The organism is Pseudonocardia sp. ICBG601, from assembly GCF_020496245.1.
On the sequence record NZ_JAHLJA010000168.1, the window covers coordinates 61999 to 82130 of the forward strand.

General features: G+C 73.1%; 22 protein-coding genes and 1 pseudogene. 8 read left to right on the plus strand and 15 right to left on the minus strand.

Annotation, left to right across the window (positions count from 1 at the left end; all coding sequences use genetic code 11):
• Positions 1-19 precede the first annotated feature (19 nt).
• On the plus strand, positions 20-811 hold the full coding sequence (locus KPL57_RS56230; protein WP_075310953.1) for a coniferyl-alcohol dehydrogenase: 792 nt from the start codon (positions 20-22) through the stop codon (positions 809-811).
• 66 nt (positions 812-877) lie between these two features.
• Here the strand turns inward: KPL57_RS56230 and KPL57_RS56235 are convergent, their stop codons facing one another.
• The 12 genes from KPL57_RS56235 to KPL57_RS56290 all read right to left on the minus strand — a co-directional run bounded on the left by KPL57_RS56235 (position 878) and on the right by KPL57_RS56290 (position 9577).
• Positions 878-1678, minus strand: coding sequence for an alpha/beta fold hydrolase (locus KPL57_RS56235; RefSeq protein WP_226358375.1), 801 nt, complete (start codon positions 1676-1678; stop codon positions 878-880).
• A gap of 20 nt (positions 1679-1698) precedes the next feature.
• On the minus strand, positions 1699-3111 hold the full coding sequence (locus KPL57_RS56240) for an aldehyde dehydrogenase family protein (RefSeq protein ID WP_226358376.1): 1413 nt from the start codon (positions 3109-3111) through the stop codon (positions 1699-1701).
• 8 nt (positions 3112-3119) lie between these two features.
• Entirely contained in the window at positions 3120-3911 is a 792-nt protein-coding gene (locus KPL57_RS56245; protein WP_374203939.1) for an SDR family NAD(P)-dependent oxidoreductase, read from the minus strand.
• 110 nt (positions 3912-4021) lie between these two features.
• A complete protein-coding gene (locus KPL57_RS56250) occupies positions 4022-4822 on the minus strand; it encodes an enoyl-CoA hydratase/isomerase family protein (RefSeq protein ID WP_060710854.1) in 801 nt (266 codons plus the stop codon).
• On the minus strand, positions 4819-5376 hold the full coding sequence (locus KPL57_RS56255) for an enoyl-CoA hydratase/isomerase family protein (protein ID WP_226358438.1): 558 nt from the start codon (positions 5374-5376) through the stop codon (positions 4819-4821). The genes KPL57_RS56250 and KPL57_RS56255 overlap by 4 nt, the downstream gene beginning before the upstream one ends.
• Positions 5310-5633 carry a hypothetical protein gene (locus KPL57_RS56260; RefSeq protein ID WP_226358377.1) on the minus strand — a complete coding sequence of 108 codons (324 nt, stop codon included), beginning with the start codon at positions 5631-5633 and terminating at the stop codon, positions 5310-5312. The genes KPL57_RS56255 and KPL57_RS56260 overlap by 67 nt, the downstream gene beginning before the upstream one ends.
• Positions 5630-5848 (minus strand): hypothetical protein, encoded by a 219-nt coding sequence (locus tag KPL57_RS56265; protein WP_226358378.1) that lies wholly within the window; start codon positions 5846-5848, stop codon positions 5630-5632. The genes KPL57_RS56260 and KPL57_RS56265 overlap by 4 nt, the downstream gene beginning before the upstream one ends.
• Complete coding sequence (locus tag KPL57_RS56270) at positions 5848-6348, minus strand: aromatic-ring-hydroxylating dioxygenase subunit beta (protein ID WP_226358379.1); 501 nt, start codon at positions 6346-6348, stop codon at positions 5848-5850. Before KPL57_RS56270 ends, KPL57_RS56265 begins: the two co-directional genes overlap by 1 nt.
• A 13-nt stretch (positions 6349-6361) precedes the next feature.
• Positions 6362-7630, minus strand: coding sequence for a Rieske 2Fe-2S domain-containing protein (locus KPL57_RS56275; protein ID WP_226358380.1), 1269 nt, complete (start codon positions 7628-7630; stop codon positions 6362-6364).
• Between the two features lie 28 nt (positions 7631-7658).
• A complete protein-coding gene (locus tag KPL57_RS56280; protein ID WP_226358381.1) occupies positions 7659-8114 on the minus strand; it encodes a MaoC family dehydratase in 456 nt (151 codons plus the stop codon).
• Between the two features lie 3 nt (positions 8115-8117).
• Positions 8118-8327 carry a ferredoxin gene (locus tag KPL57_RS56285; protein WP_308187841.1) on the minus strand — a complete coding sequence of 70 codons (210 nt, stop codon included), beginning with the start codon at positions 8325-8327 and terminating at the stop codon, positions 8118-8120.
• Positions 8324-9577, minus strand: a complete 1254-nt coding sequence (locus tag KPL57_RS56290; protein WP_226358382.1) for a cytochrome P450 — start codon at positions 9575-9577, stop codon at positions 8324-8326. The genes KPL57_RS56285 and KPL57_RS56290 overlap by 4 nt, the downstream gene beginning before the upstream one ends.
• 151 nt (positions 9578-9728) lie before the next feature.
• Between KPL57_RS56290 and KPL57_RS56295 the strand changes: the two genes are divergently transcribed.
• The 4 genes from KPL57_RS56295 to KPL57_RS56310 all read left to right on the plus strand — a co-directional run bounded on the left by KPL57_RS56295 (position 9729) and on the right by KPL57_RS56310 (position 13556).
• Entirely contained in the window at positions 9729-10526 is a 798-nt protein-coding gene (locus KPL57_RS56295; protein WP_226358383.1) for an SDR family NAD(P)-dependent oxidoreductase, read from the plus strand.
• Between the two features lie 78 nt (positions 10527-10604).
• Positions 10605-11771 carry an acyl-CoA dehydrogenase family protein gene (locus KPL57_RS56300; RefSeq protein WP_226358384.1) on the plus strand — a complete coding sequence of 389 codons (1167 nt, stop codon included), beginning with the start codon at positions 10605-10607 and terminating at the stop codon, positions 11769-11771.
• Between the two features lie 4 nt (positions 11772-11775).
• Positions 11776-12432, plus strand: coding sequence for a TetR/AcrR family transcriptional regulator (locus tag KPL57_RS56305; protein WP_020622786.1), 657 nt, complete (start codon positions 11776-11778; stop codon positions 12430-12432).
• A 59-nt stretch (positions 12433-12491) separates the two neighbouring features.
• Positions 12492-13556: a long-chain fatty acid--CoA ligase gene (locus KPL57_RS56310; protein ID WP_226358385.1), complete on the plus strand. Its 1065-nt coding sequence runs from the start codon at positions 12492-12494 to the stop codon at positions 13554-13556.
• Here KPL57_RS56310 and KPL57_RS56315 read toward each other — a convergent pair.
• Positions 13529-14438: pseudogene (locus KPL57_RS56315) on the minus strand (IS5 family transposase); the annotation flags it as partial. The gene KPL57_RS56310 and the pseudogene KPL57_RS56315 overlap by 28 nt on opposite strands.
• On the opposite strand from KPL57_RS56315, the gene KPL57_RS56320 reads away from it, so the two are divergent.
• On the plus strand, positions 14383-15042 hold the full coding sequence (locus tag KPL57_RS56320) for a class I adenylate-forming enzyme family protein (RefSeq protein ID WP_226358386.1): 660 nt from the start codon (positions 14383-14385) through the stop codon (positions 15040-15042). The pseudogene KPL57_RS56315 and the gene KPL57_RS56320 overlap by 56 nt on opposite strands.
• Positions 15043-15096: 54 nt before the next feature.
• Here the strand turns inward: KPL57_RS56320 and KPL57_RS56325 are convergent, their stop codons facing one another.
• Entirely contained in the window at positions 15097-16788 is a 1692-nt protein-coding gene (locus KPL57_RS56325; RefSeq protein WP_226358387.1) for a class I adenylate-forming enzyme family protein, read from the minus strand.
• Positions 16789-16871: 83 nt separating this feature from the next.
• Positions 16872-18029, minus strand: coding sequence for a CaiB/BaiF CoA-transferase family protein (locus KPL57_RS56330; protein WP_226358388.1), 1158 nt, complete (start codon positions 18027-18029; stop codon positions 16872-16874).
• Between the two features lie 54 nt (positions 18030-18083).
• On the opposite strand from KPL57_RS56330, the gene KPL57_RS56335 reads away from it, so the two are divergent.
• A complete protein-coding gene (locus KPL57_RS56335; protein WP_075310931.1) occupies positions 18084-18731 on the plus strand; it encodes a TetR/AcrR family transcriptional regulator in 648 nt (215 codons plus the stop codon).
• A gap of 56 nt (positions 18732-18787) precedes the next feature.
• On the plus strand, positions 18788-20107 hold the full coding sequence (locus KPL57_RS56340) for an NAD(P)/FAD-dependent oxidoreductase (protein ID WP_226358389.1): 1320 nt from the start codon (positions 18788-18790) through the stop codon (positions 20105-20107).
• Positions 20108-20132: the final 25 nt, after the last annotated feature.

Genomic DNA, 20132 nt, shown 5'->3' on the forward strand with positions numbered 1-20132 from the left:
GCGACACCGGAGGGATCACATGGACGTTCAGGGACTGCGCTGCCTGGTCACGGGCACCGCGTCGGGCATCGGTGACGCTGTCACGCGCCAGCTGGTCGAGGGCGGCGCCTCCGTCGTCAGCCTCGACCGCAACAAGCCCTCCGCGGAGGTGGAGCAGCACGTCGAGGTCGACCTCGCCGACGCCGCGAGCATCGACTCGGCGCTGGCGCAGATCGAGGGCACCTTCGACGTCCTCGCCAACGTCGCGGGCATCCCCGGCACCGCGCCCGCCGACCTGGTCTTCCGGGTCAACTTCCTCGGCATGCGGCACCTGACCGAGGCCGTGTTCGAGCGGATGAACCCGGGCGGCTCGATCGTCGTGGTCTCCTCGACGGCCGGGTTCGGCTGGCCGGCCCGCCTGGAGACCCTGCGCGAGGTGCTCGCCACCGAGTCGATGGACGAGGGCGCGGCCTGGTTCGCCGAGCACCCGCAGCAGGGCAACGCCTACAACTTCTCCAAGGAGGCCGCGACCGTCTACTGCCTGGCCATGGGCGGCGCGGTACGGGAGATGAACGAGCTGCGGATCAACGCCGTGCTCCCGGGCCCGGTGGAGACCCCGATCCTCGCCGACTTCGAGGAGAGCATGGGCAAGGACACCCTCGACGGGGTCAAGGCGTTCCTCGGGCGGCACGCGACCGTCGACGACATCGCACCCGCCGTGGTGTTCCTGGCCTCGCGCGGCTCGCGCTGGCTCAACGGCTCGACGATCACCGCCGACGGCGGCATCACCGGCGCCGTCGCCGCCGGGCTGGTCCCGGCCCCCGAGATCTGAGCCCGGGCCGGCCGGTGGGCGCCTCGGAGGCGGTGCCCACCGGCCGGTGGCGGTCGTCCGGTGTCGTCAGGGCCCGGCGGGGACCGCGTCGCGGTCGACCCGCGCCGTGAACCGGGTGATCAGCGACGAGACCAGGGCCGGGGCGTCGGCCATCGGCACGTGTCCCACCCCCGGCACCCGGACCAGCTGCGCGCCGCGGACGGCCTCGACCATCGGACGGCCGTAGCGCGGGAAGGGCAGGATCCGGTCCCGTTCCCCCCAGGCGATCATCACCGGGCCCTCCGGCGTGAACGGGGCGAGCCCACCCGAGTCCGGGGCCCCGGCGAGCAGGTCGGCCAGCACCGCGCAGCCCGCCAGGTCCTCGACCAGCTCCCCGACGTCGGCCTGCGACAGCACCTCCGGGTGCTCGGAGACCGCCCGCAGCAGCAGGCGGCGCACCGCACGCGGCCGCAGCACCGCACCCGTGCCCGGCAGCCGCCCGATCCGCCCGCCGACGCGGAACAGCCGCAGCAGCCGGTCGAGGTCCGCCGGTGTCGCCCACGCCCCTGCCGGGGACAGCGCGACGACCGACCGCGACCGGCCGCGGCGGGCCAGCTCCAGCGCGACCCACCCGCCGAGCGAGTTGCCCACCAGGTGGGCCCGGTCGATGCCGGCCTCGTCCAGCGCGACCTCGACGGCGTCGACGATCGCGGGCACCACCTTCTCGGGGGCCACCGACAGCACCGGTCCGCCGTGGTGCCCCGCCAGCGTGGGCGCGACGACGTGGTGGCGGCGCTCCAGCGCCGGCAGGACCGGCCGCCAGGCCCGCCACGACGACGTCGCGCCGTGCAGCAGGACCATCGGCGTGCCGGCCCCGCCGACGTGCACGGGCTCGACGGGGATCCGGGTCAGAAGAACCTCCGCAGCAGGGCCATCTTCCGGTCGGTGTAGGGCGGGTACATCAGCGACGGGTCCGGCTTGGCCGGCTTGTCCAGCACCGCCTTGCGGTGGCTGAACGCGTGGAAGCCCCACTCCCCGTGGTAGGCGCCCATCCCGCTGTTGCCCACACCGCCGAAGGGCAGCTGCGGGACGAGGCAGTGCATGGCCAGGTGGTTGACCACCACGCCGCCCGAGCTCGTCCCGGTGAGCACCCGCTCCTTGACCGCCTTGGACCCGGTGAACAGGTACAGGCCCAGCGGCTTCGGGCGGTCGTTGACGAAGCGCAGCGCCTCGTCGACGGAGCGCACGGTGAGCACCGGCAGGATCGGGCCGAAGATCTCGTCGGCCATCACCGCCGAGTCCGGCGACGGGTCGACCAGCACGGTCGGCTCGATCGCGTGCGAGGCCGCGTCGGTGCCACCGCCGAGCGCGACGGTCCCGCCGTGGTCGTCGAGCAGGCCCGCGATCCGGGCGAACTGCCGGTCGTCGACGATCGGCTGGGTGGCGGGCTCCCCGGCGCGGAACTCCCGCACGGTCGCGACGATCCCCGCCACCAGGCGGTCCCGCACCGACTCCTCGACCAGCACGTAGTCCGGTGCGATGCAGGTCTGGCCGGAGTTCAGCAGCTTCACCCAGGCGATCCGGCGGGCCGCTACGTCGATGTCGGCATCGGCGGTCACGATCACCGGGCTCTTGCCGCCCAGCTCCAGCACCACCGGCGTCAGATGCTCGGCCGCGGCGGCCATCACCTTCTTGCCGATCCCCGGACCGCCGGTGAAGAACGCCAGGTCCAGGCCTTGGGCGAGCAGGGCCTGGGTGACCGCGGCGTCGCCCTCCAGCACGGCGACCGCGTCCGGGTCCAGGTACTCCGGGATCAGCCGGGCCATCAGCGCGGAGGTGGCCGGGGCGTGCTCGGACGGCTTGACCACCGCGGTGTTGCCGGCCGCGACCGCGGCCACCAGCGGGCCGAGCGTCAGGTAGACCGGGTAGTTCCACGGCCCGATGACCAGCACCGTGCCCAGCGGCTCGTACTGGTAGAAGCCGCGGCCGGGCAGCATGGACAGCGGCAGCGACGTGCGTCGCCGGCGCATCCAGCGCTTGAGGTGCTTGCGGGCGTAGGCGGCCTCGGCCGCGGTGGAGGCGATGTCGCCGAGCCAGGCGTAGGGCGCGGGGCGGCCCAGGTCCTGCGCGAGCGCGGCGGCGATGTCCGACTCGCGCTCGGCGACCAGGCGCTCGATGCCGTGCAGCTGGCGGCGCCGCCAGGCGAGCGGCCGGGTCCGGCCGGAGTCGAAGGTCCGGCGCAGGCGGGCGACGGTGGCCGCGGCGTCCGAGGCCTCCGTGGCGTCCGTGGCCTCGGGGGACGTGCTGTCGGTGACGGTCAACGGCCGCCTCACCCGACCGGGTTCGTGCCGACGACGGCACCGTCGAGGTCGACGATCTCGGCGAACCGGTCACCGACCTGGTCGATGGTCGGGACCTCCGCGAAGGTCACGCCCTTGCTGCGGAACTGCGCGACGCGGTGCACCTCGCCGCCACCGACGACCAGGACGCTGCCGGTCTCGGTGCACTCGTCGGTCAGCAGGTAGCCGACGACCGGGGCGACGTGCGCCGGGTCGAGCTTCGCGAGCACCTCCGGCGGCGCGATGTCGGAGGTCATCCGGGTCGCCGCCATCGGCGCGATCGCGTTCGCGGTGATGCCGCGCTTGCGGCCCTCGATGGCCAGGGTGTTGATGAGCCCGATCAGCCCGCCCTTGGCGGCGCCGTAGTTGGCCTGCCCGAAGTTGCCGTAGATCCCCGACGTCGAGGTGGCGACGACGACCCGGCCGTGGCCCTGCTCGCGCAGGTGCGGCCAGGCCGCGTGGATCACGTGGTAGGCGCCGTAGAGGTGCACGCGCTGCACGGCGTCCCAGTCGTCGTCGGTCATCGAGTGGAACGACCTGTCCCGCAGGATGCCGGCGTTCGCCACGACGCCGTCGATGCGGCCGTATGCCTCCAGCGCGGTCGTGACGACCGCGGCGCCGCCCTCGGACGTGGCCACGCTGTCGTGGTTCGCCGTGGCCTCGCCACCCTCGGCCCGGATCTCGGCGACGACGGCGGCCGCGGCGCTCGATCCGCTGCCGCTGCCGTCCCGCGACCCACCGAGGTCGTTGACGACGACCTTCGCGCCCGCCCGCGCCAGCACCAGCGCGTACTCGCGGCCCAGGCCGTTGCCCGCCCCGGTGATCGCGACGACGCGTCCTCGACTCCTGCCATGCCTGCCGAACTCCTTCGTAGTGGGGGTGGACGGCCGCGTCAGCGGCCGGTGAACCGGGGCCGGCGCCGTTCGAGCACGGCGGCGAGCCCCTCGCGGGCGTCCGCGGTGCCGGACAGCTCGGAGACCGTGCGGGCCTCCTCCGGCAGCTGGGCCTCGACCCGGGCGCCGAGCCCGGACCAGACCAGCCGCTTGACGGCACCGAGCGCACGCGGCGCGCCGGCGGCCAGGGTGCGGGCGACGGCGAGCGCCTCGTCGTGCAGCGCGTCGTCGGCGACCACCCGGGTGATCAGCCCGATCTCGACGGCCTCGGCGGCGGTCAGCGTGGGGTTGAGCAGCAGGATCTCCATCGCCTTGCGCAGCCCGACGAGCTGGGGCAGCGTCACCGACGAGCCCGCGTCGGGTGCCATGGCGACCCGCGCGGCGCCCGACATGAACTTCGCCGACTCCCCGGCGAGCACGATGTCGGAGGCGCACACCAGGCCCAGTCCCCCGCCGCCCGCGGCGAACCCGTGCACCGCCGTGACGACCGGGACGGGCAGCGCCAGCAGGGCCTGCGCGACGTTCTGCAGCCAGGCGGTGGCCTCGCGCAGGTAGTCCGGGAGCGCCTCGCCCTTGGCGGCGAAGGTCTTCACGTCACCGCCGGCGCAGAAGTGCGGGCCCTCGCCGGTCAGCAGGAGCACCCGCAGGCCGGCCTGCCCGGTGGCGGTCATGACGGCGTCGTAGAGCGCGCGCAGGAACGGCACGTTCATGCCGTTGGCGGCCTCGGGGCGGTTGAGTCGCAGCCGGCCGACGCCGTCCTCGTCGAGGTCGAACAGGACCAGCTGGTCGGTGACGGTCACGTGCGTGTCCTTCCGGTGAAGCGGCCGATGCCCGCACCGGCCCGTTCCCCGTCCAGGTGGGCGAGGGTGGCGGCGGTCTCGGCGGACAGGCCGTCGCTCAGCGGGCCGTCCAGCCCGCCGCGTACGAGCTGCTTGATCCGGGCCAGCGCGCCGGGGTCCTTGCCGAGCAGGTTGGCGACGGTGTTCTCGACGAGGGCCTCGAACCCGTCGGCCGGGGCGCAGGCGTAGGCGATCCCCCAGTCGACGGCGTCACGGCCCGAGAGCCGGTCGCCGAGCAGGATGTGCCCGAGCGCGCGTGGGGTCCCCACGATGCGGGGCAGCCGCTGCGACCCGCCACCGCCGGGGATCATGCCGAAGTTGGCGTGGTTGTCGGCGAGCACTGCGTCCTCGCGGACGAGCGCGATGTCGACGGACTGGACCAGCTCGAAGCCGCCGGCCATCGCGTAGCCCTCCACCGCGGCGACGACCGGGACCGGCAGGTCCGCGATCAGCTGGCACGCACCGACGAAGGTCTCGAACAGCGGTCGCAGCGCCTCCGGGCCGTCCTCGCGCAGCCGGGAGACCTCGTGGAAGTCCCCGCCCGCGCAGAAGTGCCCGCCCGCCCCCGCACCACGACGACGTCGGCCTCGGCCGCGGCCGCCACCAGCGCCGCGTGCAGGGCGCCGGCCAGCGCGACGGTGATCGCGTTGCGGGCCCGCGGCCGGTTCAGCGTCAGGTGGGCGACGCGCCCGTCGGCGCGCTCCTCGATCCGGGACAGGACCGGTGCGGTGTCCGGGCCGGTGCCGGGGTCGGTGCCGAGGTCGGGGCTCACGCGTCCTCCCGCCACCGGTCGGCCGACGGGTCGAGGAGCTTGTGCAGGTGTCCCTCGGGCAGCCACACCAGCGTCTCCAGCTCCAGCGCGTCGAGGTAGCGGACCCGGCCGGTGCGCAGGTCCTCGATGCGCAGCCGCCGGCTGTTCGCCTCGTCGTCGATGCGGACGGCGACCTCGGCGAACTCGTTGCCGACGATATCGGGACGGATCTTCATCAGACCAGGAACGCCAGCGTCGCGATCGCGCGGGCGTTGTCCACCAGCGCGACCTTCTTGTAGGACATCGCGAGCTCCCCGTCGACCACGCGCAGCCGGTAGGTGTAGCGCCCGGCCCACAGCTGGGTGCCGCGCTCGCGGGACTCGACGAGCACGAAGTTGGCGCCGACCTCGGTGTCCCCGGTCTCGGGCACGGTACCGAGGATCTCCACGTTGGACACGACCCGACGCAGCCGCGACGCAGGCACCTGGGAGTGCCGGCGCCCGGTGCGGTACTGGCGGATCCGGGTGGCGATCCGGTTGCGGTTGTCGTGGATGATCGACATCTGGGTCGTGCGGTCGGCGTCGTCGTCGTTCGCGGGCACCCAGTAGAGGGCGTCCGGGGTCCAGAGCGCCTCCCAGTCCTCATAGCGGTGCTCGTCGGCGTAGCGCGCCTCGCGGTAGAGGAACTGCTCGACGGTGCGCAGGTCGAGCCCGGTGGCCGGCTCGGTGGTGGTCATCGGCCCTCCGTCATCAACCGCCGGTAGTGCGTCCAGAACCCGCGCATACCGGTCTCGTCGGTGGCCCGCCGACGGTGAGGCCACGCTCGTCGGTGTACTCGCGCTCCGCGCCGCGCCGGATGTCGAGCCACTCCGGGCGCAGCTCGGCGACGCCTGCCTGGTTGCGCTCGTACATCTCGGTGTCGTCGGCGAGCAGCATCCCGGCCGGCCCGACCGACCCGATGCACTGCTGCAGCATCCGCTTGTTCATCTCCGGCGCGCCCTTGAGCTGCACCGCGGTGACGTGCTGGACGGTGAGGTCCGCGGCCAGCGGCTGGATGGTGAACAGCTGGATCTCGGCGATGAACAGGTTCGGGAAGATCATGACGTGGGGTCCGCCCTCGACCAGGATGTCGTGGGCGTCGGACCCGTAGGTCTCCCGCATCCGGGCCGCGTAGCGCGGCACCTTCTCCTCGGTCGTGCCGAACCAGCCCAGCGGGACGCCGAGCCGGCGGAACTCCGGGCGCAGGTCGTTCTCGCTGTGCCCGCCACCGAGGTCGCGGGTCACCGCGGTCGACTTCTCGCCGTAGAGCGCCCCGATCCCGCTCTCCGCGACGCTGAAGATCGAGGCGTGCACGAACTGCGGGTGGTAGCCGTCGGTCTCGTTCTCCGCGAGGAGCTTCCAGTTCGCCTTCGCGCGGTGCTGCAGGAAGCCGGCGGACAGCTCGACCTCCCCGTCCGGGGACAGCCGGACGAGCCGGTCGATCTCGCCCCTGGCCTCGCCGAGGTGCTCGTCGAGGGTGGGGCCGTCGGGGGCGAAGCTGCCGAAGACGAACCCCCGGTAGACCCCGACCCGCGGGACCCGGCCGAGGCCGAGGTCCAGCTTCCCGCGGCCGCCGTACCCCTGCGGGAACGGGTAGCCGAGCATCCGGCCGTCGTTGCGGTAGGTCCAGCCGTGGTACGGGCAGCGGAACGAGCTGGAGTTGCCCGACCGCGCCTCACAGACCAGGTTGCCGCGGTGCGCGCACCGGTTGAGCAGCAGGTGCACCTCGCCGTCGGCGGTGCGGGTCATGATGACGTCCTGCGGTCCGATGGACTTGCGGACGTAGTCGTTCGGCTCGGCGATCTCGCTGACGTGGCCGACGTAGACCCAGGTGCGGTACCAGATGCGCTCCAGCTCGTCGGCGAAGATCTCCGGCGAGGTGTAGAGCGACCCGTGCACCTGCCGGGGCCGGATCAGCTCGTCGTACGGCGCCGCCGGTGGGCGCGGGGCGCGCGCGGCACCGGTGGGGGCGCTCGGCATCACGGTCGTTCCTCTCGTGTCTGGCGGATCAGGGGTAGAGCCGACCGACGCTCTCGATCACGCAGGCGGGCTTCGGCGAGCCCTCGACCTCGATCGTCGAGCGGGTGGTGACCTCCACGAAGCCCTCGCCGCGGCGCACCGAGGCGATCTCGGCGGCGAGCCGGACCTTCGAGCCCACCGGGACCGGCGAGGGGAAACGGACCTTGTTCAGGCCGTAGTTGATCCCCATCCGCACGTCGTCGACGCGGTAGAGCTCGTTCAGCAGCCGGGGCAGCAGCGACAGGGTCAGGAACCCGTGTGCGATGGTCCGGCCGAACGGGCCGGACGCCGCACGCTCGGGGTCGGTGTGGATCCACTGGTGGTCGCCGGTCGCCTCGGCGAACAGGTCGACCTGACGCTGGTCGATCTCGACCCAGTCGGTCGGGCCGAACGACTCGCCCTCGGCGGCGGCCAGGGCGTCGACGCCCGCGAAGACCTTCGTCACCGCTCAGCCCTCGATCCGCAGGGCCTCGGTGGGGCAGGCCCGGCAGGCCTCCTCCAGCTCACCCCGCTGCGAGTCCTCGGCCTGCTCCTGGAGCAGGTTCAGCGAACCGTCGTCGGCGACCTCGAAGAAGTCGGGGGCCAGGGACTCGCAGAGCCCCAGCCCGGTGCACTTGTCGTAGTCGACCACCACGCGCACGAGTGGTACCTCCTTCACGGGTTGAGCGTGCACGGCATCGACTTGACGCCGTCCACGAAGTTGCCGACGAGCTGGACGGGCTCACCGGTACGCAGGTCGGGCACCCGACGCAGCAGCTCCCCGAACAGCGAGCGCAGCTGGGTGCGGGCGAGCATGTTGCCCATGCAGAAGTGCGGTCCCCCGCCGCCGAAGCCGACGTGCGGGTTCGGGGAACGGGTGACGTCGAAGGTGTAGGGCTCGGTGAAGACCCGCTCGTCGCGGTTGCCCGAGGCGTAGAACATCACGACCCAGTCGCCGGCCCGGATCCGTTGGCCGTGCAGCTCGACGTCCCGGGTGGCGACCCGGCGGAAGGTCATCACCGGGCTGGCCCACCGGACGAACTCGTCGACGGCGGTGTTCAGCGTGCCGTCGGGGTCGGCCTGCAGGATCTTGCGCTGGTCCGGGAAGCGGGTGAGCGCCTCCATCGTGCGGCTGATGGTGTTGCGGGTGGTGTCGTTGCCGGCGACCGACAGCAGGACGAAGAACGCCGCGATCTCCTCCTCCGACAGCCGCTCGCCGTCGACCTCGGCCTGCACCAGCGAGGTCATGAGGTCGTCGCGGGGGTTCTCCCGGCGGTCGTCGGCCAGCTCCAGGCCGATCGTGATGAGGGTGACCAGCGACTGGTTGAGCAGGTCCGCGGGCTCCAGCCCGGCGCGCACGTCGGCGTCGGCCCACGACACCATGCCGTCGGCGGCGTGCGCGGCGTCCTCGCGGCGCTCGACGGGCAGGCCGCACATCTCGTAGATCGTCCACATCGGCAGCCGCCGCGAGACCTGGTCCACGAAGTCGCAGTCCCCGGTGGCGATCAGATCGTCGACGATGCGGCGGGCCTGGTCGGCGATCTGTGCCTCGATCTGCTTCACCCGGCGCGGGGTGAACGCCGCGCTGACCAGACGGCGCAGCTGGGTGTGCCGGGGGGCGTCGGTCGCGAGGAACGAGCTGGCCGCCTCCAGGATGTCGGACGGCACGTCCTCGATCATCACGCCCTGACCGGAGCAGAAGGTCTCCGGGTCCTTGCTGACGGCCGCGATGTCGGCGTGCCGGGTGATCGCCCAGAACCCGGCGTCGTCCTCCTGGGGCAGCATCGAGCCCTCGGCCGGGCGCTGCCAGCTGACCGGCCGCTCGTCGCGCAGCACACGCAGGCGTTCCTCGCGGCCCTCCGGCGTGAGCGACCAGAACTCCAGCGATCCCACCGACACCGGGTCGTAGTCGGGCCGGGTCTGCACCATTGCTCCCCCAGGGACGGTATCGATTCTAACCTCGATTAATCTAGCGGGAAGGACACCACGAGCGCCGACCCGGTGTCAAGACGGCGACGTCGGAGGCGGTCGGGTGTTTAATCCCGCGTCGAAAGACCGGGTGGGACGAGGAGGAGCGGCGATGGATCTGGGACTGCGCGACGCACGGGTGGTCGTCACCGGGGCCGGGGCCAACATCGGGCGCGGCATCGCCCGGGTCCTGGCCCGCGAGGGCGCCAGGGTGCTGGTCGTCGACATCGACGGCGAGCAGGCCGGGCGCGTCGCCGGGGAGCTGCCCGGGCTCGGCGCGCCGGAGGCGCTCGCCCTGGCCACCGACCTGACCGCCGAGGGCGCGGGCGCCGCGGTGACCGCCGCCGCCCTGGACGCCTGGGGCGGGGTGGACGTGCTGGTCAACAACGCGGGCTGGAGCAGGCCCGGCTGGTTCGCCGAGCAGACCGACCGCGACCTGTGGCGGCGCACCGTCGAGGTGAACCTGTTCGCCGCGATCGACTGCACCCAGGCCGTCCTGGGACCGATGCGCGAGGCCGGGCGGGGCGCGGTCGTGTTCCTGTCCAGCGACGCCGCCTACGGGGCGGTCCGCCAGGGCATCTACGGCGGCACCAAGGCGGCGCTGATCTCGCTCGCCCGCACCGTGGCCCGGGAGAACGGCCGGTTCGGGATCCGCAGCAACGTCGTCGCGCCGGGCCTGGTCCTGCCACCGGAGGACGAGCAGGTCGGCCCGAGCTCGGCGTGGGCGGGCGGCGCGGACTCGCTGTTCGCCCCCGAGGCCGTCGACGCCATCGTGGCGACCCAGGCGCTGCGCCGGCGCACGACGCCGACCGACGTCGGGAACGCGGTCGCCTGGCTGGCCTCGGAGACGGCCGCGTTCCAGGTCACCGGGCAGGTGGTCGCCGTCGGCGGCGGGTCGTCCATGCCGTGACGTGGGGCCCACGTTGACGACACCGACCCACTTTACCTATTCTCGATTAGAAAATACTCCGGGTCACGAGGAGACACGATGCCCAGCTCGCTGATCGTCGCCGACACCGAGGAGCGCGCGGCGCTGCGCGACGCGGTCGCGACCCTGGTCGGCCGCTACGGCCACGACTACTTCATGCGCAAGGCCGCCGCCCACGAGGAGCCGACCGAGCTCTGGAAGGAGCTCGGCGCGGCCGGCTTCCTGGGCGTGCACCTGTCCGAGGCCTACGGCGGGGGCGGCGGCACCATGGCCGACCTGGCCGTCGTCGTCGAGGAGTCCTCGACCCAGGGCGTCCCGCTGCTGATGATGGTCATCTCCCCCGCGATCTGCGGCACCATCATCGACACGCACGGCTCGCACGAGCTCAAGTCGCGCTGGCTGCCCGGCATCGCCGACGGCTCGCTGAAGATGGCCTTCGCCATCACCGAGCCCGACGCCGGGTCCAACAGCCACGAGATCACCACCACCGCCCACCCCGACGGCGACGGCTGGCGGCTCCGCGGCCAGAAGTACTGGACCTCGGGCATCGACGAGGCCGACGCGGTCCTCGTGGTGACCCGCGCGCCCGAGGCGGGACCGAACGGCCGCCACCCACTGTCGCTGTTCGTGGTGCCGACCGACACCGAGGGGCTGACCTGGCAGACGATCCCGGCCGCACTGCAGCAGCCCGAGCACCAGTTCACCGTGTTCTTCGACGACGTCCGGGTGGGCCACGAAGCGCTGATCGGCGAGGAGGGCAACGGCCTGCGCCAGGTGTTCGCCGGGCTCAACCCGGAGCGGATCACCGCGGCCTGCATCTCCAACGGCATCGCCCGCTACGCCCTGGAGAAGGCGTGCGGCTACGCCCGCGGCCGGCAGGTGTGGGGCGTGCCGATCGGGTCGCACCAGGGCGTCGCGCACCCGCTGGCCGAGGCCTACATCGGGACCCAGCTCTCGCGGCTGATGGCCTACCGCGCCGCCGAGCTCTACGACGCCGGCGTCGACGCGGCCGAGGCGTCGAACATCGCCAAGTTCGCCGCCGCCGACTCCTCGCTGCGCACCCTGGACCAGGCGATGCAGGCCCACGGCGGGAACGGCATGTCCCTGGAGTACGGCCTGGCCGACCTGTGGTTCGTGGCCCGGATGCTCAAGACCGCACCGGTCAGCCGGGAGATGGTGCTCAACTTCGTCGCCCAGCGCAGCCTGGGCCTGCCGGCGTCCTACTGATCCGATGACCCGTGCCGAGAGCGCCCGCTCCCCCGGGTCCCGCGCCGAGGGCGCGCGGGGTTCGGGGGAGAAGGCGGCGCGGACCCGGCGCCGCATCCTGGACGCGACGGCGTCGCTGCTGGCGACCCGCGGGTACGCGGGGACCCGGCTGTCCGACGTCGCGCGGCTGGCCGGGGTCCGGCCTCCGGCGATCTACTACTACGTCGACTCCCGCGAGGACCTGGTCGAGCAGGTCGTCGTCGCGGGGATGGTGCGCAACCTGGAGCACGTGCGGGCCCGGGTGCAGGAGCTGCCCGCCACGGCGAGCGCGATGGACCGGATCTGCTGCGCCGTCGAGGCCCACCTGCAGGCCGTGCTGCGGATCTCCGACTACACCGTCGCGGCGGTGCGCACCACCGCGCAGCTGCCCCCGCAGGTGCGGGACCGCCAGCTCGCGGAGCAGCAGCGCTACGTGGACTTCTGGCGCGAGCTCGTCGAGGCCGCCCGGGTCTCGGGTGAGCTGCGGCCCGAGCTCGACCCCCGCGCGGCACGGATGCTCGTACTGGGGGCGCTCAACTGGGCGTGCGAGTGGTGGAGCCCCGGGCGTGGCTCCCTGCGGTCGCTGGTCCGAACGGCGCAGACCATCGTCCGGCGGGGCCTGACGGCTCCGACCGGCGGTTGACGTCCGCAGTTTCTTATCTAGATTCGGTTCATCTCGTGACCTGCATCGTCGGAGGCCGTATGAGCACGTCCGTCAGCCCGCAGCCCACCGTGCTCCGGCGCGCCGAATGGCTGGAGGGCCCCGGCCCCGGGTTGCTCGAGAGCACCGTCGGCGGACTGCTGCGCGAGCAGGCCGCCGCCCGCCCGGACACCGTCGCCCTGGTCGCGACCCGGCACGACGGGACACCGGGCCGGTGGACCTACGCCGAGCTGCTCGACGAGGCGAGCCGCGCCGCCGGCACCCTGCACGAGCTCGCCGGACCCGGCGGCCACGTCGCGATCTGGGCGCCGAACATCGCCGAGTGGACGATCGTGCAGTACGCGGCGGGTCTGGCCGGCGTCGTGCTGGTGGCGCTCAACCCGGCCCTGCGCCCCGGGGAGCTCGAGTACGCCCTCACCCTGTCCCGTTCCACCGTGCTGCTGCACGCCGACCGGGTGCGCGACCACGACCTGACCGGCGTCGTCGCCGAGGTCGCCCCCCGAGTGCCGGGACTCGCCCACGTCGTCAGCCTGTCCGACACCGACCGGCTGCACGGGGCCCCGCTCGACGGCGGGTCCCCCGACGCCGCGGACCGCAGCAGCCCGGACGCCCCGGCCATGATGCAGTTCACCTCCGGCACGACCGGCCGCCCCAAGGGGGTGCTGCTGGCGCACCGCTCGCTGCTGAACAACGCGCGGCTGACCATGCACACCGCGCAGGCCCGCGAGGGGGCCGTCGCGGTCGCCCCGCTGCCGACCTTCCACACCGCGGGCTGTGTGATCTCCACCCTCGGCCCGGCGGTGCTCGGCGGCACGATGGTGCTGATCGAGAAGTTCACCCCCGCCGCGGTGCTCGTCGCGATCCGCGCGGAGGGCGCCTCGGTCCTGATGAGCGTGCCGACGGTGCTCGGGGCGGTGCTGCACGAGGCCCGCGGCCGCGACGAGGCCGCGCCGCCGCTGGACACCGTCCTGGTCGGTGCCGCGACCGCGCCCGGGACGCTGATCACCGGGGTCCGGGAGACGTTCGGGGCGTTCGTGCACAACCTGTACGGCCAGACCGAGCTCTCCCCCGTGCTGAGAGCGTGTTTGGAAATTCTAGTGGGTTGAGGGTGTCGTGTGTTTCTGCTGGCGGGTGGCGGGGTATCCACGGGCGATGCGGCGGGTGATGGTGTTGATCGCGGCCCAGCGGATCATGGCTTCGGATGTGGTGGGGTGGCGTTCGTAGTCTCGGGCCAGGCGTCGGTGTGCGGTGAGCCAGGCCAGGGTCCGTTCGACCACCCACCTTCGTGGGAGGACGGTGAATCCGCGCTGCTCGGGTGGCTTGCGGATGATCTCGATCGTTGTCTGCAGGATCGTGGCGGCCCAGTCGAGCAGTCGCCCGGCGAAGCCGGCGTCGGCGTAGACGAACCGCACCCTGGTGCGCAGGTAGAGGTTGAGCAGGATCGGCTTGGCGCCGTCGCGGTCCTGTACCGAGGCCGAGCACACCATCGTGGTCAGCAGCAGACCGAGGGTGTCGGTCACGATGAACCGTTTCCGTCCGCCTGTCTTCTTCCCGGCGTCGTAGCCGCGGGAGTCCTGGCCGACGGTGTCGGCGCCCTTGACCGACTGGGAATCGATGATCCCCGCACTCGGCTCCGGATCACGGCCCTCGGCGATACGTAACTGCCCCCGCACGACCGGGAGGATCTTCTCGGTGACCTTCTGCTGTTCCCACTGGTTGAAGTACCAGTAGACGGTCTGCCAGGGCGGGAAGTCCACCGGCAACGCCCGCCAGGCACACCCGGTCCGCACGACATACAAGATCGCGTCCAGCACGTCCCGACGAGCATGAGCAACAGGCCGCCCCCGCCGCGCGAGCGGCGGTAACAACGGCTCGATCACCACCCACTGGGCATCACTGGTGTCCGAGGGGTACCGGCGCGGTCGTTCCTGCATGCCGACCACGATGGAGCACCCCAGCCGTGTCGACCATCCCGACACACCCACCATTTCCAAACACGCTCTGAGCCTGACCCGGCGGTCGGACGGCGAGGACGACCTCGTCCGCTCCGTCGGCCGTCCGCTGCCGCACACCGGGGCCCGGATCGTCGACCCGGCGACCGGCGAGGTGGTCGGCCTCGGCGTCGTCGGCGAGGTCTGCGCCCGCGGCTACAACCAGATGCTCTGCTACTACGACGACCCGGAGGCCACGGCCGCGACCGTCGACGACGAGGGCTGGGTGCACACCGGCGACCTCGGGTCGATGGACGAGCGCGGGATGATCACGCTGACCGGCCGGCTCAAGGAGCTCATCATCCGCGGTGGGGAGAACATCGCCCCGGCCGAGATCGAGGTCGCGCTCGCCGAGCACCCGGCGGTCGCGGCGTCGGCGGTCCTCGGACTGCCCGACCCGACCTGGGGCGAGATCGTCGCCGCGGCCGTGGTGACCCACGAGCCGCAGGCGGCCGGGTTCACCGACGAGCTGGCCGCACACTGCCTCGCCCGGCTCACCCCGTACAAGGTGCCGGTGCGCTGGTTCCTGGTCGACGAGCTGCCGATGACCCCGTCGGGCAAGGTGCAGAAGTTCCTGCTCCGCGACGAGCTGGGCGGCTGAGCCCCGCACCGGACGAGCGGCCGGGTCCCGGGCGGTGCGCCCGGGACCCGGCACTCATCCGCCCAGCACCTCGGCGGCGCGCCGGGCGAGCCGGAACTTCTGGATCTTGCCGGTGGGCGTGGTCGGGAGCTCCCCGGCGGTGGTCACCAGGACGTGCCGGGGCACCTTGAACCGCGCGAGCTTCTCCCGGCACAGGGCGAGCACCGCGTCCGGGTCGACGGTCGCGCCCGGCTCCGGGACGATCCAGACGCAGCCGACCTCGCCCCAGCGGTCGTCCGGGACGCCGACGGCGAAGGCCTGGCTGATCCCCGGCTCACGGGTCAGCAGCTCCTCGATCTCCTTCGGCATCACCAGCTCGCCGCCGCTCTTGTAGAGCTCCTTGCTGCGGCCGGTGATCTCCAGGTAGCCGTCGTCGCGGACCCGGCCCAGGTCACCGGAGAACACCCGGCCGCCGCGCAGCGCGGCCGCGGTCTCCTCGGGCTTGTCCCAGAACCCGAGCATGTGGGTGGGTCCGGACGAGACGAGCTCGCCCTCCGCCCCGGCGGGCAGCTCCTCACCGGTGAGCGGGTCGCAGGTCGTGTACGCGCACAGGTCGCCGTCGCGATCGGGCAGCCCGGCGACGCCGGCCCGCTTGACCCGGCCGACCGTCGTCGCGTGCCGCTCCAGCGGGTCCTCGGGCAGCGTCATCGTCATCGCGCCGCCGCACTCGGTCATCCCGTAGCCGGTGGTGACCTCGGCGATGCCCAGCTCGGCCCGCACCTTCTCCCACAGCCACACCGGCGCGGGCGCGGCGCCGGAGAGCAGCGCGAACACCGAGGACAGGTCGCGCCCGGCCCGGGCGGGGGACTCGAGCAGGGCGACGGTCATCGTGGGCACGCAGAGGATCTCGGTGGCCCGGTGCCGCTCGATGCCCTCGACGTAGTCGGCCGCGGAGAACGCCAGGCGCGGCACGATCGCCCCGCCGACGAACATGGCCGCGACCAGGCCCTCCACGTAGCCGAACATGTGGTAGCAGGGCAGTGAGAACAGGATCCGCCGCCCGTCCTCGAACGCGCGGGTCAGCGCGGAGGCGTACCCCGTCCGCAGCACCCCGTCGTGGGTGACCATGACGCCCTTGGGCGCGCCGGTGGTGCCCGAGGTGTAGAGGATGTCGCCCAGATCGCCGGGTGTGGTGCCTGTCGTGCCGGCCGCGACCGGGGATCCGAGCGCGCCCAGCTCATCGACGGTCGTGACCCCGGGCCGCGCCGGGTGCACGGTGGGCAGCGCGACGACCGCGCGCAGGTCCGGCAGCTCCGCGGTGGGGCCCTGCTCCCAGCCGGGCGCGACGTCGTCGAGCAGGGCCAGGTGGTCCAGGTCGCCGTAGCCGGTCATGGTGACGAGCACCGTGCACCGCGACTGACGCAGCACGTAGGCCAGCTCGTCGCGCCGGTAGAGGAAGTTGAACGGGATCGCCACCGCCCCGGCCCGCGCGACCGCGAACTTCAGCGGCACGAACTCCAGGTGGTTGGCCATGAGCAGGCCGACCCGGTCCCCGGGCCGCACGCCGAGCGCGGCCAGGCCGCCCGCGAGCCGGTCGGACCAGGCGACGGCCTCGGCGTAGGTCAGTGTGCGGTCGTCGGTGACGACCAGCGGGCGGTCGCCGAACTCGGCGGCGCAGTCGTCCAGGAAACCGTCGAGGGTCCGGGGGCGCCAGACCGGGTGGCGGGCCTCCAGGGCCGCTCGGCGGTCCGTGATCGGGGCGGGCATCGTCGACCTCCACGTCAGTGTTTAATCTGTCGTAGATTAGAGAAGTCGGCCGCGGCGGACAATGGACCGTCCGGCGCACCGGGTCAGGCCTGCCGGGCCGCCCCCGAGGCGAGCAGGGCGTCGACGTCCAGCCCGGCGGCGGCGAGCACCTCGCGGGTGTGACCGCCCCGCACCGGCGCGGGGCCGGGCGCGGCGACGGGATGCCCGGACAGGCGCGGCGCGGGTCCGGGCTGCAGCACCCCGTCGACCTCGACCACGCTCCCCCGGGCCGCGAGGTGCGGGTGGGCCGCCGCCTCGCGCAGGCCCAGGACCGGCGCGACGCAGGCGTCGGTGCCGTCGAACACCGCCGTCCACTCCGCGCGGGTCCGGGTGGCGAACCGTCCGGCGAGCGTGGCGCGCAGGGCCGGCCAGCGGCTGCGGTCGTGCTGGTCCCGCGGGTCCGCGACCTCGCACGGGATCTCCAGCAGGCGCAGCAGCTCGGCGTAGAACTGCGGTTCGAGCGCACCGACCGCCATGTGACCACCGTCGGAGGTGGCGTAGACGGCGTAGAACGGCGTGCCGCCGTCGAGCAGGTTGACCCCGCGCCGGTCCTCCCAGCGGCCGGAGCCGAGCAGGGTGTGGATCACGGCGAGCAGGTGCGAGGTGCCGTCGACGATCGCCGCGTCGACGACCTGCCCGCGCCCGGTGCGTTCGGCCTCCAGCAGCGCCGCGAGCACACCGATCACGAGGTAGGTCGCCCCGCCGCCGAAGTCGCCGAGCAGGTTGAGCGGGATCTGCGGGGGTCCGTCGGCCGGGCCGATGGCACCCAGCGCCCCGGTCAGGGCGATGTAGCCGACGTCGTGCCCGGCGGTGTGCGCCAGCGGCCCGTCCTGCCCCCAGCCGGTCATCCGCCCGTAGACCAGCCGCGGGTTGCGCTCCCACACCGCCTCCGGTCCGACCCCCAGACGTTCGGCGACCCCGGGCCGGTTGCCCTCGATCAGCACGTCCGCACCGGCGGCGAGGGCGAGCACCGCCTCGACCGCCTCGGGCCGCTTGAGGTCGAGCACCACCGAACGCTTGCCGCGCCCCAGCACGTCGGCGGCCGGCGGCGCGGTCGGCAGTGGCCCGGCCGACGGCCGGTCGACCCGGATCACGTCGGCCCCGAGGTCGGCCAGCTCCATGCCGGCGAACGGTCCCGGCCCGATCCCGGCCAGCTCCACGACCGTCCGCCCGGCCAGCGGCCCCCGCTGCGTCCCACCCATGCCGCACCCTCCCGATACTTTTTCTTACTACGATTAAACAGTAGCCTGACGACCGTGACCGACGCGCCGGAGCGGGACCCAGCCACGGTGGGCGACGCCGCGGAGCTCCCCGCCCCGCGCCCGGCGCCCACCCGGGAGCGGATCCTGGACGCGGCGGCGGTGGTGCTCAACCGCAACGGCTACGCCGGGACCCGGCTGCTCGACATCGCCACCATCGCCGGCCTGCAGGCCCCGGCGATCTACTACCACTTCGCCTCGCGGGACGAGCTCATCGCCGAGGTGGTGCAGGTCGGACTGCGCCGGGTGATGGCGCACGTGCACGGCGAGCTCGACGCACTGCCGCCGGACAGCTCGCCGATGGACCGCATCACCACCGCCGTGCGCGCGCACCTGGAGATCGTGCTGCGGGACTCGGAGTACGCCTCGGCCGCGATCCGGCACGCCGCCCAGCTCCCGCCGGGCATCCGCGACGTCCAACTCCGCGACCAGCGCCGCTACGGCGCGCTGTGGCGGGGCCTGGTGGACTCCGCGCGCGAGGCCGGCGAGGTGGATCCGGACCTGGACGCGCAGGCGGCCCGGATGCTGGTGATGGGGGCGCTGAACTGGGCCCCGGAGTGGTGGCGCCCCGAGCGCGGCGACCTCGCCGGGACCGTGGCGACCGCGCAGACCATCGTGCGCGAGGGGCTCTCGCCGGACCGTTGACCCGTGCTTCGGATTAATTTACTCTCGATTAAAGAGTCGATCGAAGGAGATGACCCGTGCAGACGTCCGACACCGCGTTCGACGCGCTCGTGGTGGGCGCCGGCGCCGGTGGCCTGTTCGCCGCCGCCCGGCTGGCCCATGCCGGCTACCGCACCCTCGTCGTGGAGCGGCTCGACAAGGTGGGTGGGCGGGCGTCCACCACCGAGATCGACGGGTTCCTCGTCAACGACGGCGCGATCGTCATCGAGGTCGGTGGCATCACCGAGGAGACCTTCGCCGAGGTCGGCGCCGAGTTCGACATCCGCACCCCGGAGGTCCCGGTGCTCTACCGGGTGGGCGGCAAGAACCTCGACGTCACCCGCGGCGGCTGGGGCATGCTGCTGTCCCAGCTCACCCGGCAGGGCGCGAAGCTGCTCTCGGGCATCGGCGCCGCCCGCACGAACGACGACGCGCTGCCCGGCAGCGAGCTGTCCACCGCGGAGTGGGTCGGCAGGTACTCGAAGAACGCGGCCGTGCAGGGCGTGTTCCGCAACATGTGCGCCTCGGTGTTCGCCGTCGGGTCCGAGGAGCTGCCCGCGCGGGTGTTCCTGACCTACTTCACCCGCAAGTCGGCGTTCAAGAAGTTCGGGTTCTGCCCGGCCGGCACGATCGGGGTCTGGCAGTCGCTGGCGAACTCGGTGATCGGCAACGGCGGCCAGGTGTGGCTGTCGTCGGAGGTCGAGCGGCTGCACCTCGCCGACGGCCGGGTCACCGGTGCCACCATCGTGCGCGACGGCGAGCGCGTCGAGGTCACCTGCCGGGTGGCCGTGAGCGACACCGGGCCCGCCGCGACCGTGGGCCTGGTCGGCGCGGAGAACCTCCCCGCGGACTACCGCGAGCAGGTCGCGGTCAAGGACCGGCCGTGCTCGATGATCGCGCTCAACTTCGCCAGCCGCGAGCGCCTGGTCGACGTGCCCGGCATGCTGCTGTTCTCCACGTCCGAGCGGCTCTGCTACGTCGCCAACTTCACCGACACCTGCCCGGAGATGGCGCCGGAGGGCTGGAACCTCTACGTCGCGGCCTCGGTGCCCAAGCCCTCGGTCGGCGACTTCGACGCCGACGCCGAGGTCGAGCTGCTGCGCACGGACCTGCGCGAGCAGATCCCCGGCTTCGACCGGGCGCGCACCCTGTCGGTCGCGGTCATGCGCGACGGGTGGCCCCCGCAGCGCGCGGTCGCGGGCTACGACCTGGGCCACGACACCCCGATCGCGAACCTGTGGAACGTCGGCGACGGGGTCAAGGAGTACGCCAACGGCGGCACCACCGCCTGCGCCGAGACCGCCAAGCTCGTCACCGAGAAGATCCTCGCGGAGTACCCGCTGACCGCGGCGGTCTGACCCCGCCGCTCCCGGCCACTCCCCC

Coding starts and splice junctions, on each gene's coding strand:
- KPL57_RS56230 (WP_075310953.1), top strand. CDS start 20: ATGGACGTTCAGGGACTGCGCTGCCTGGTCACGGGCACCGCGTCGGGC.
- KPL57_RS56265 (WP_226358378.1), bottom strand. CDS start 5,848: ATGAAGATCCGTCCCGATATCGTCGGCAACGAGTTCGCCGAGGTCGCC.
- KPL57_RS56270 (WP_226358379.1), bottom strand. CDS start 6,348: ATGACCACCACCGAGCCGGCCACCGGGCTCGACCTGCGCACCGTCGAG.
- KPL57_RS56275 (WP_226358380.1), bottom strand. CDS start 7,630: ATGCCGAGCGCCCCCACCGGTGCCGCGCGCGCCCCGCGCCCACCGGCG.
- KPL57_RS56290 (WP_226358382.1), bottom strand. CDS start 9,577: ATGGTGCAGACCCGGCCCGACTACGACCCGGTGTCGGTGGGATCGCTG.
- KPL57_RS56295 (WP_226358383.1), top strand. CDS start 9,729: ATGGATCTGGGACTGCGCGACGCACGGGTGGTCGTCACCGGGGCCGGG.
- KPL57_RS56300 (WP_226358384.1), top strand. CDS start 10,605: ATGCCCAGCTCGCTGATCGTCGCCGACACCGAGGAGCGCGCGGCGCTG.
- KPL57_RS56305 (WP_020622786.1), top strand. CDS start 11,776: ATGACCCGTGCCGAGAGCGCCCGCTCCCCCGGGTCCCGCGCCGAGGGC.
- KPL57_RS56310 (WP_226358385.1), top strand. CDS start 12,492: ATGAGCACGTCCGTCAGCCCGCAGCCCACCGTGCTCCGGCGCGCCGAA.
- KPL57_RS56320 (WP_226358386.1), top strand. CDS start 14,383: ATGCCGACCACGATGGAGCACCCCAGCCGTGTCGACCATCCCGACACA.
- KPL57_RS56325 (WP_226358387.1), bottom strand. CDS start 16,788: ATGCCCGCCCCGATCACGGACCGCCGAGCGGCCCTGGAGGCCCGCCAC.
- KPL57_RS56330 (WP_226358388.1), bottom strand. CDS start 18,029: ATGGGTGGGACGCAGCGGGGGCCGCTGGCCGGGCGGACGGTCGTGGAG.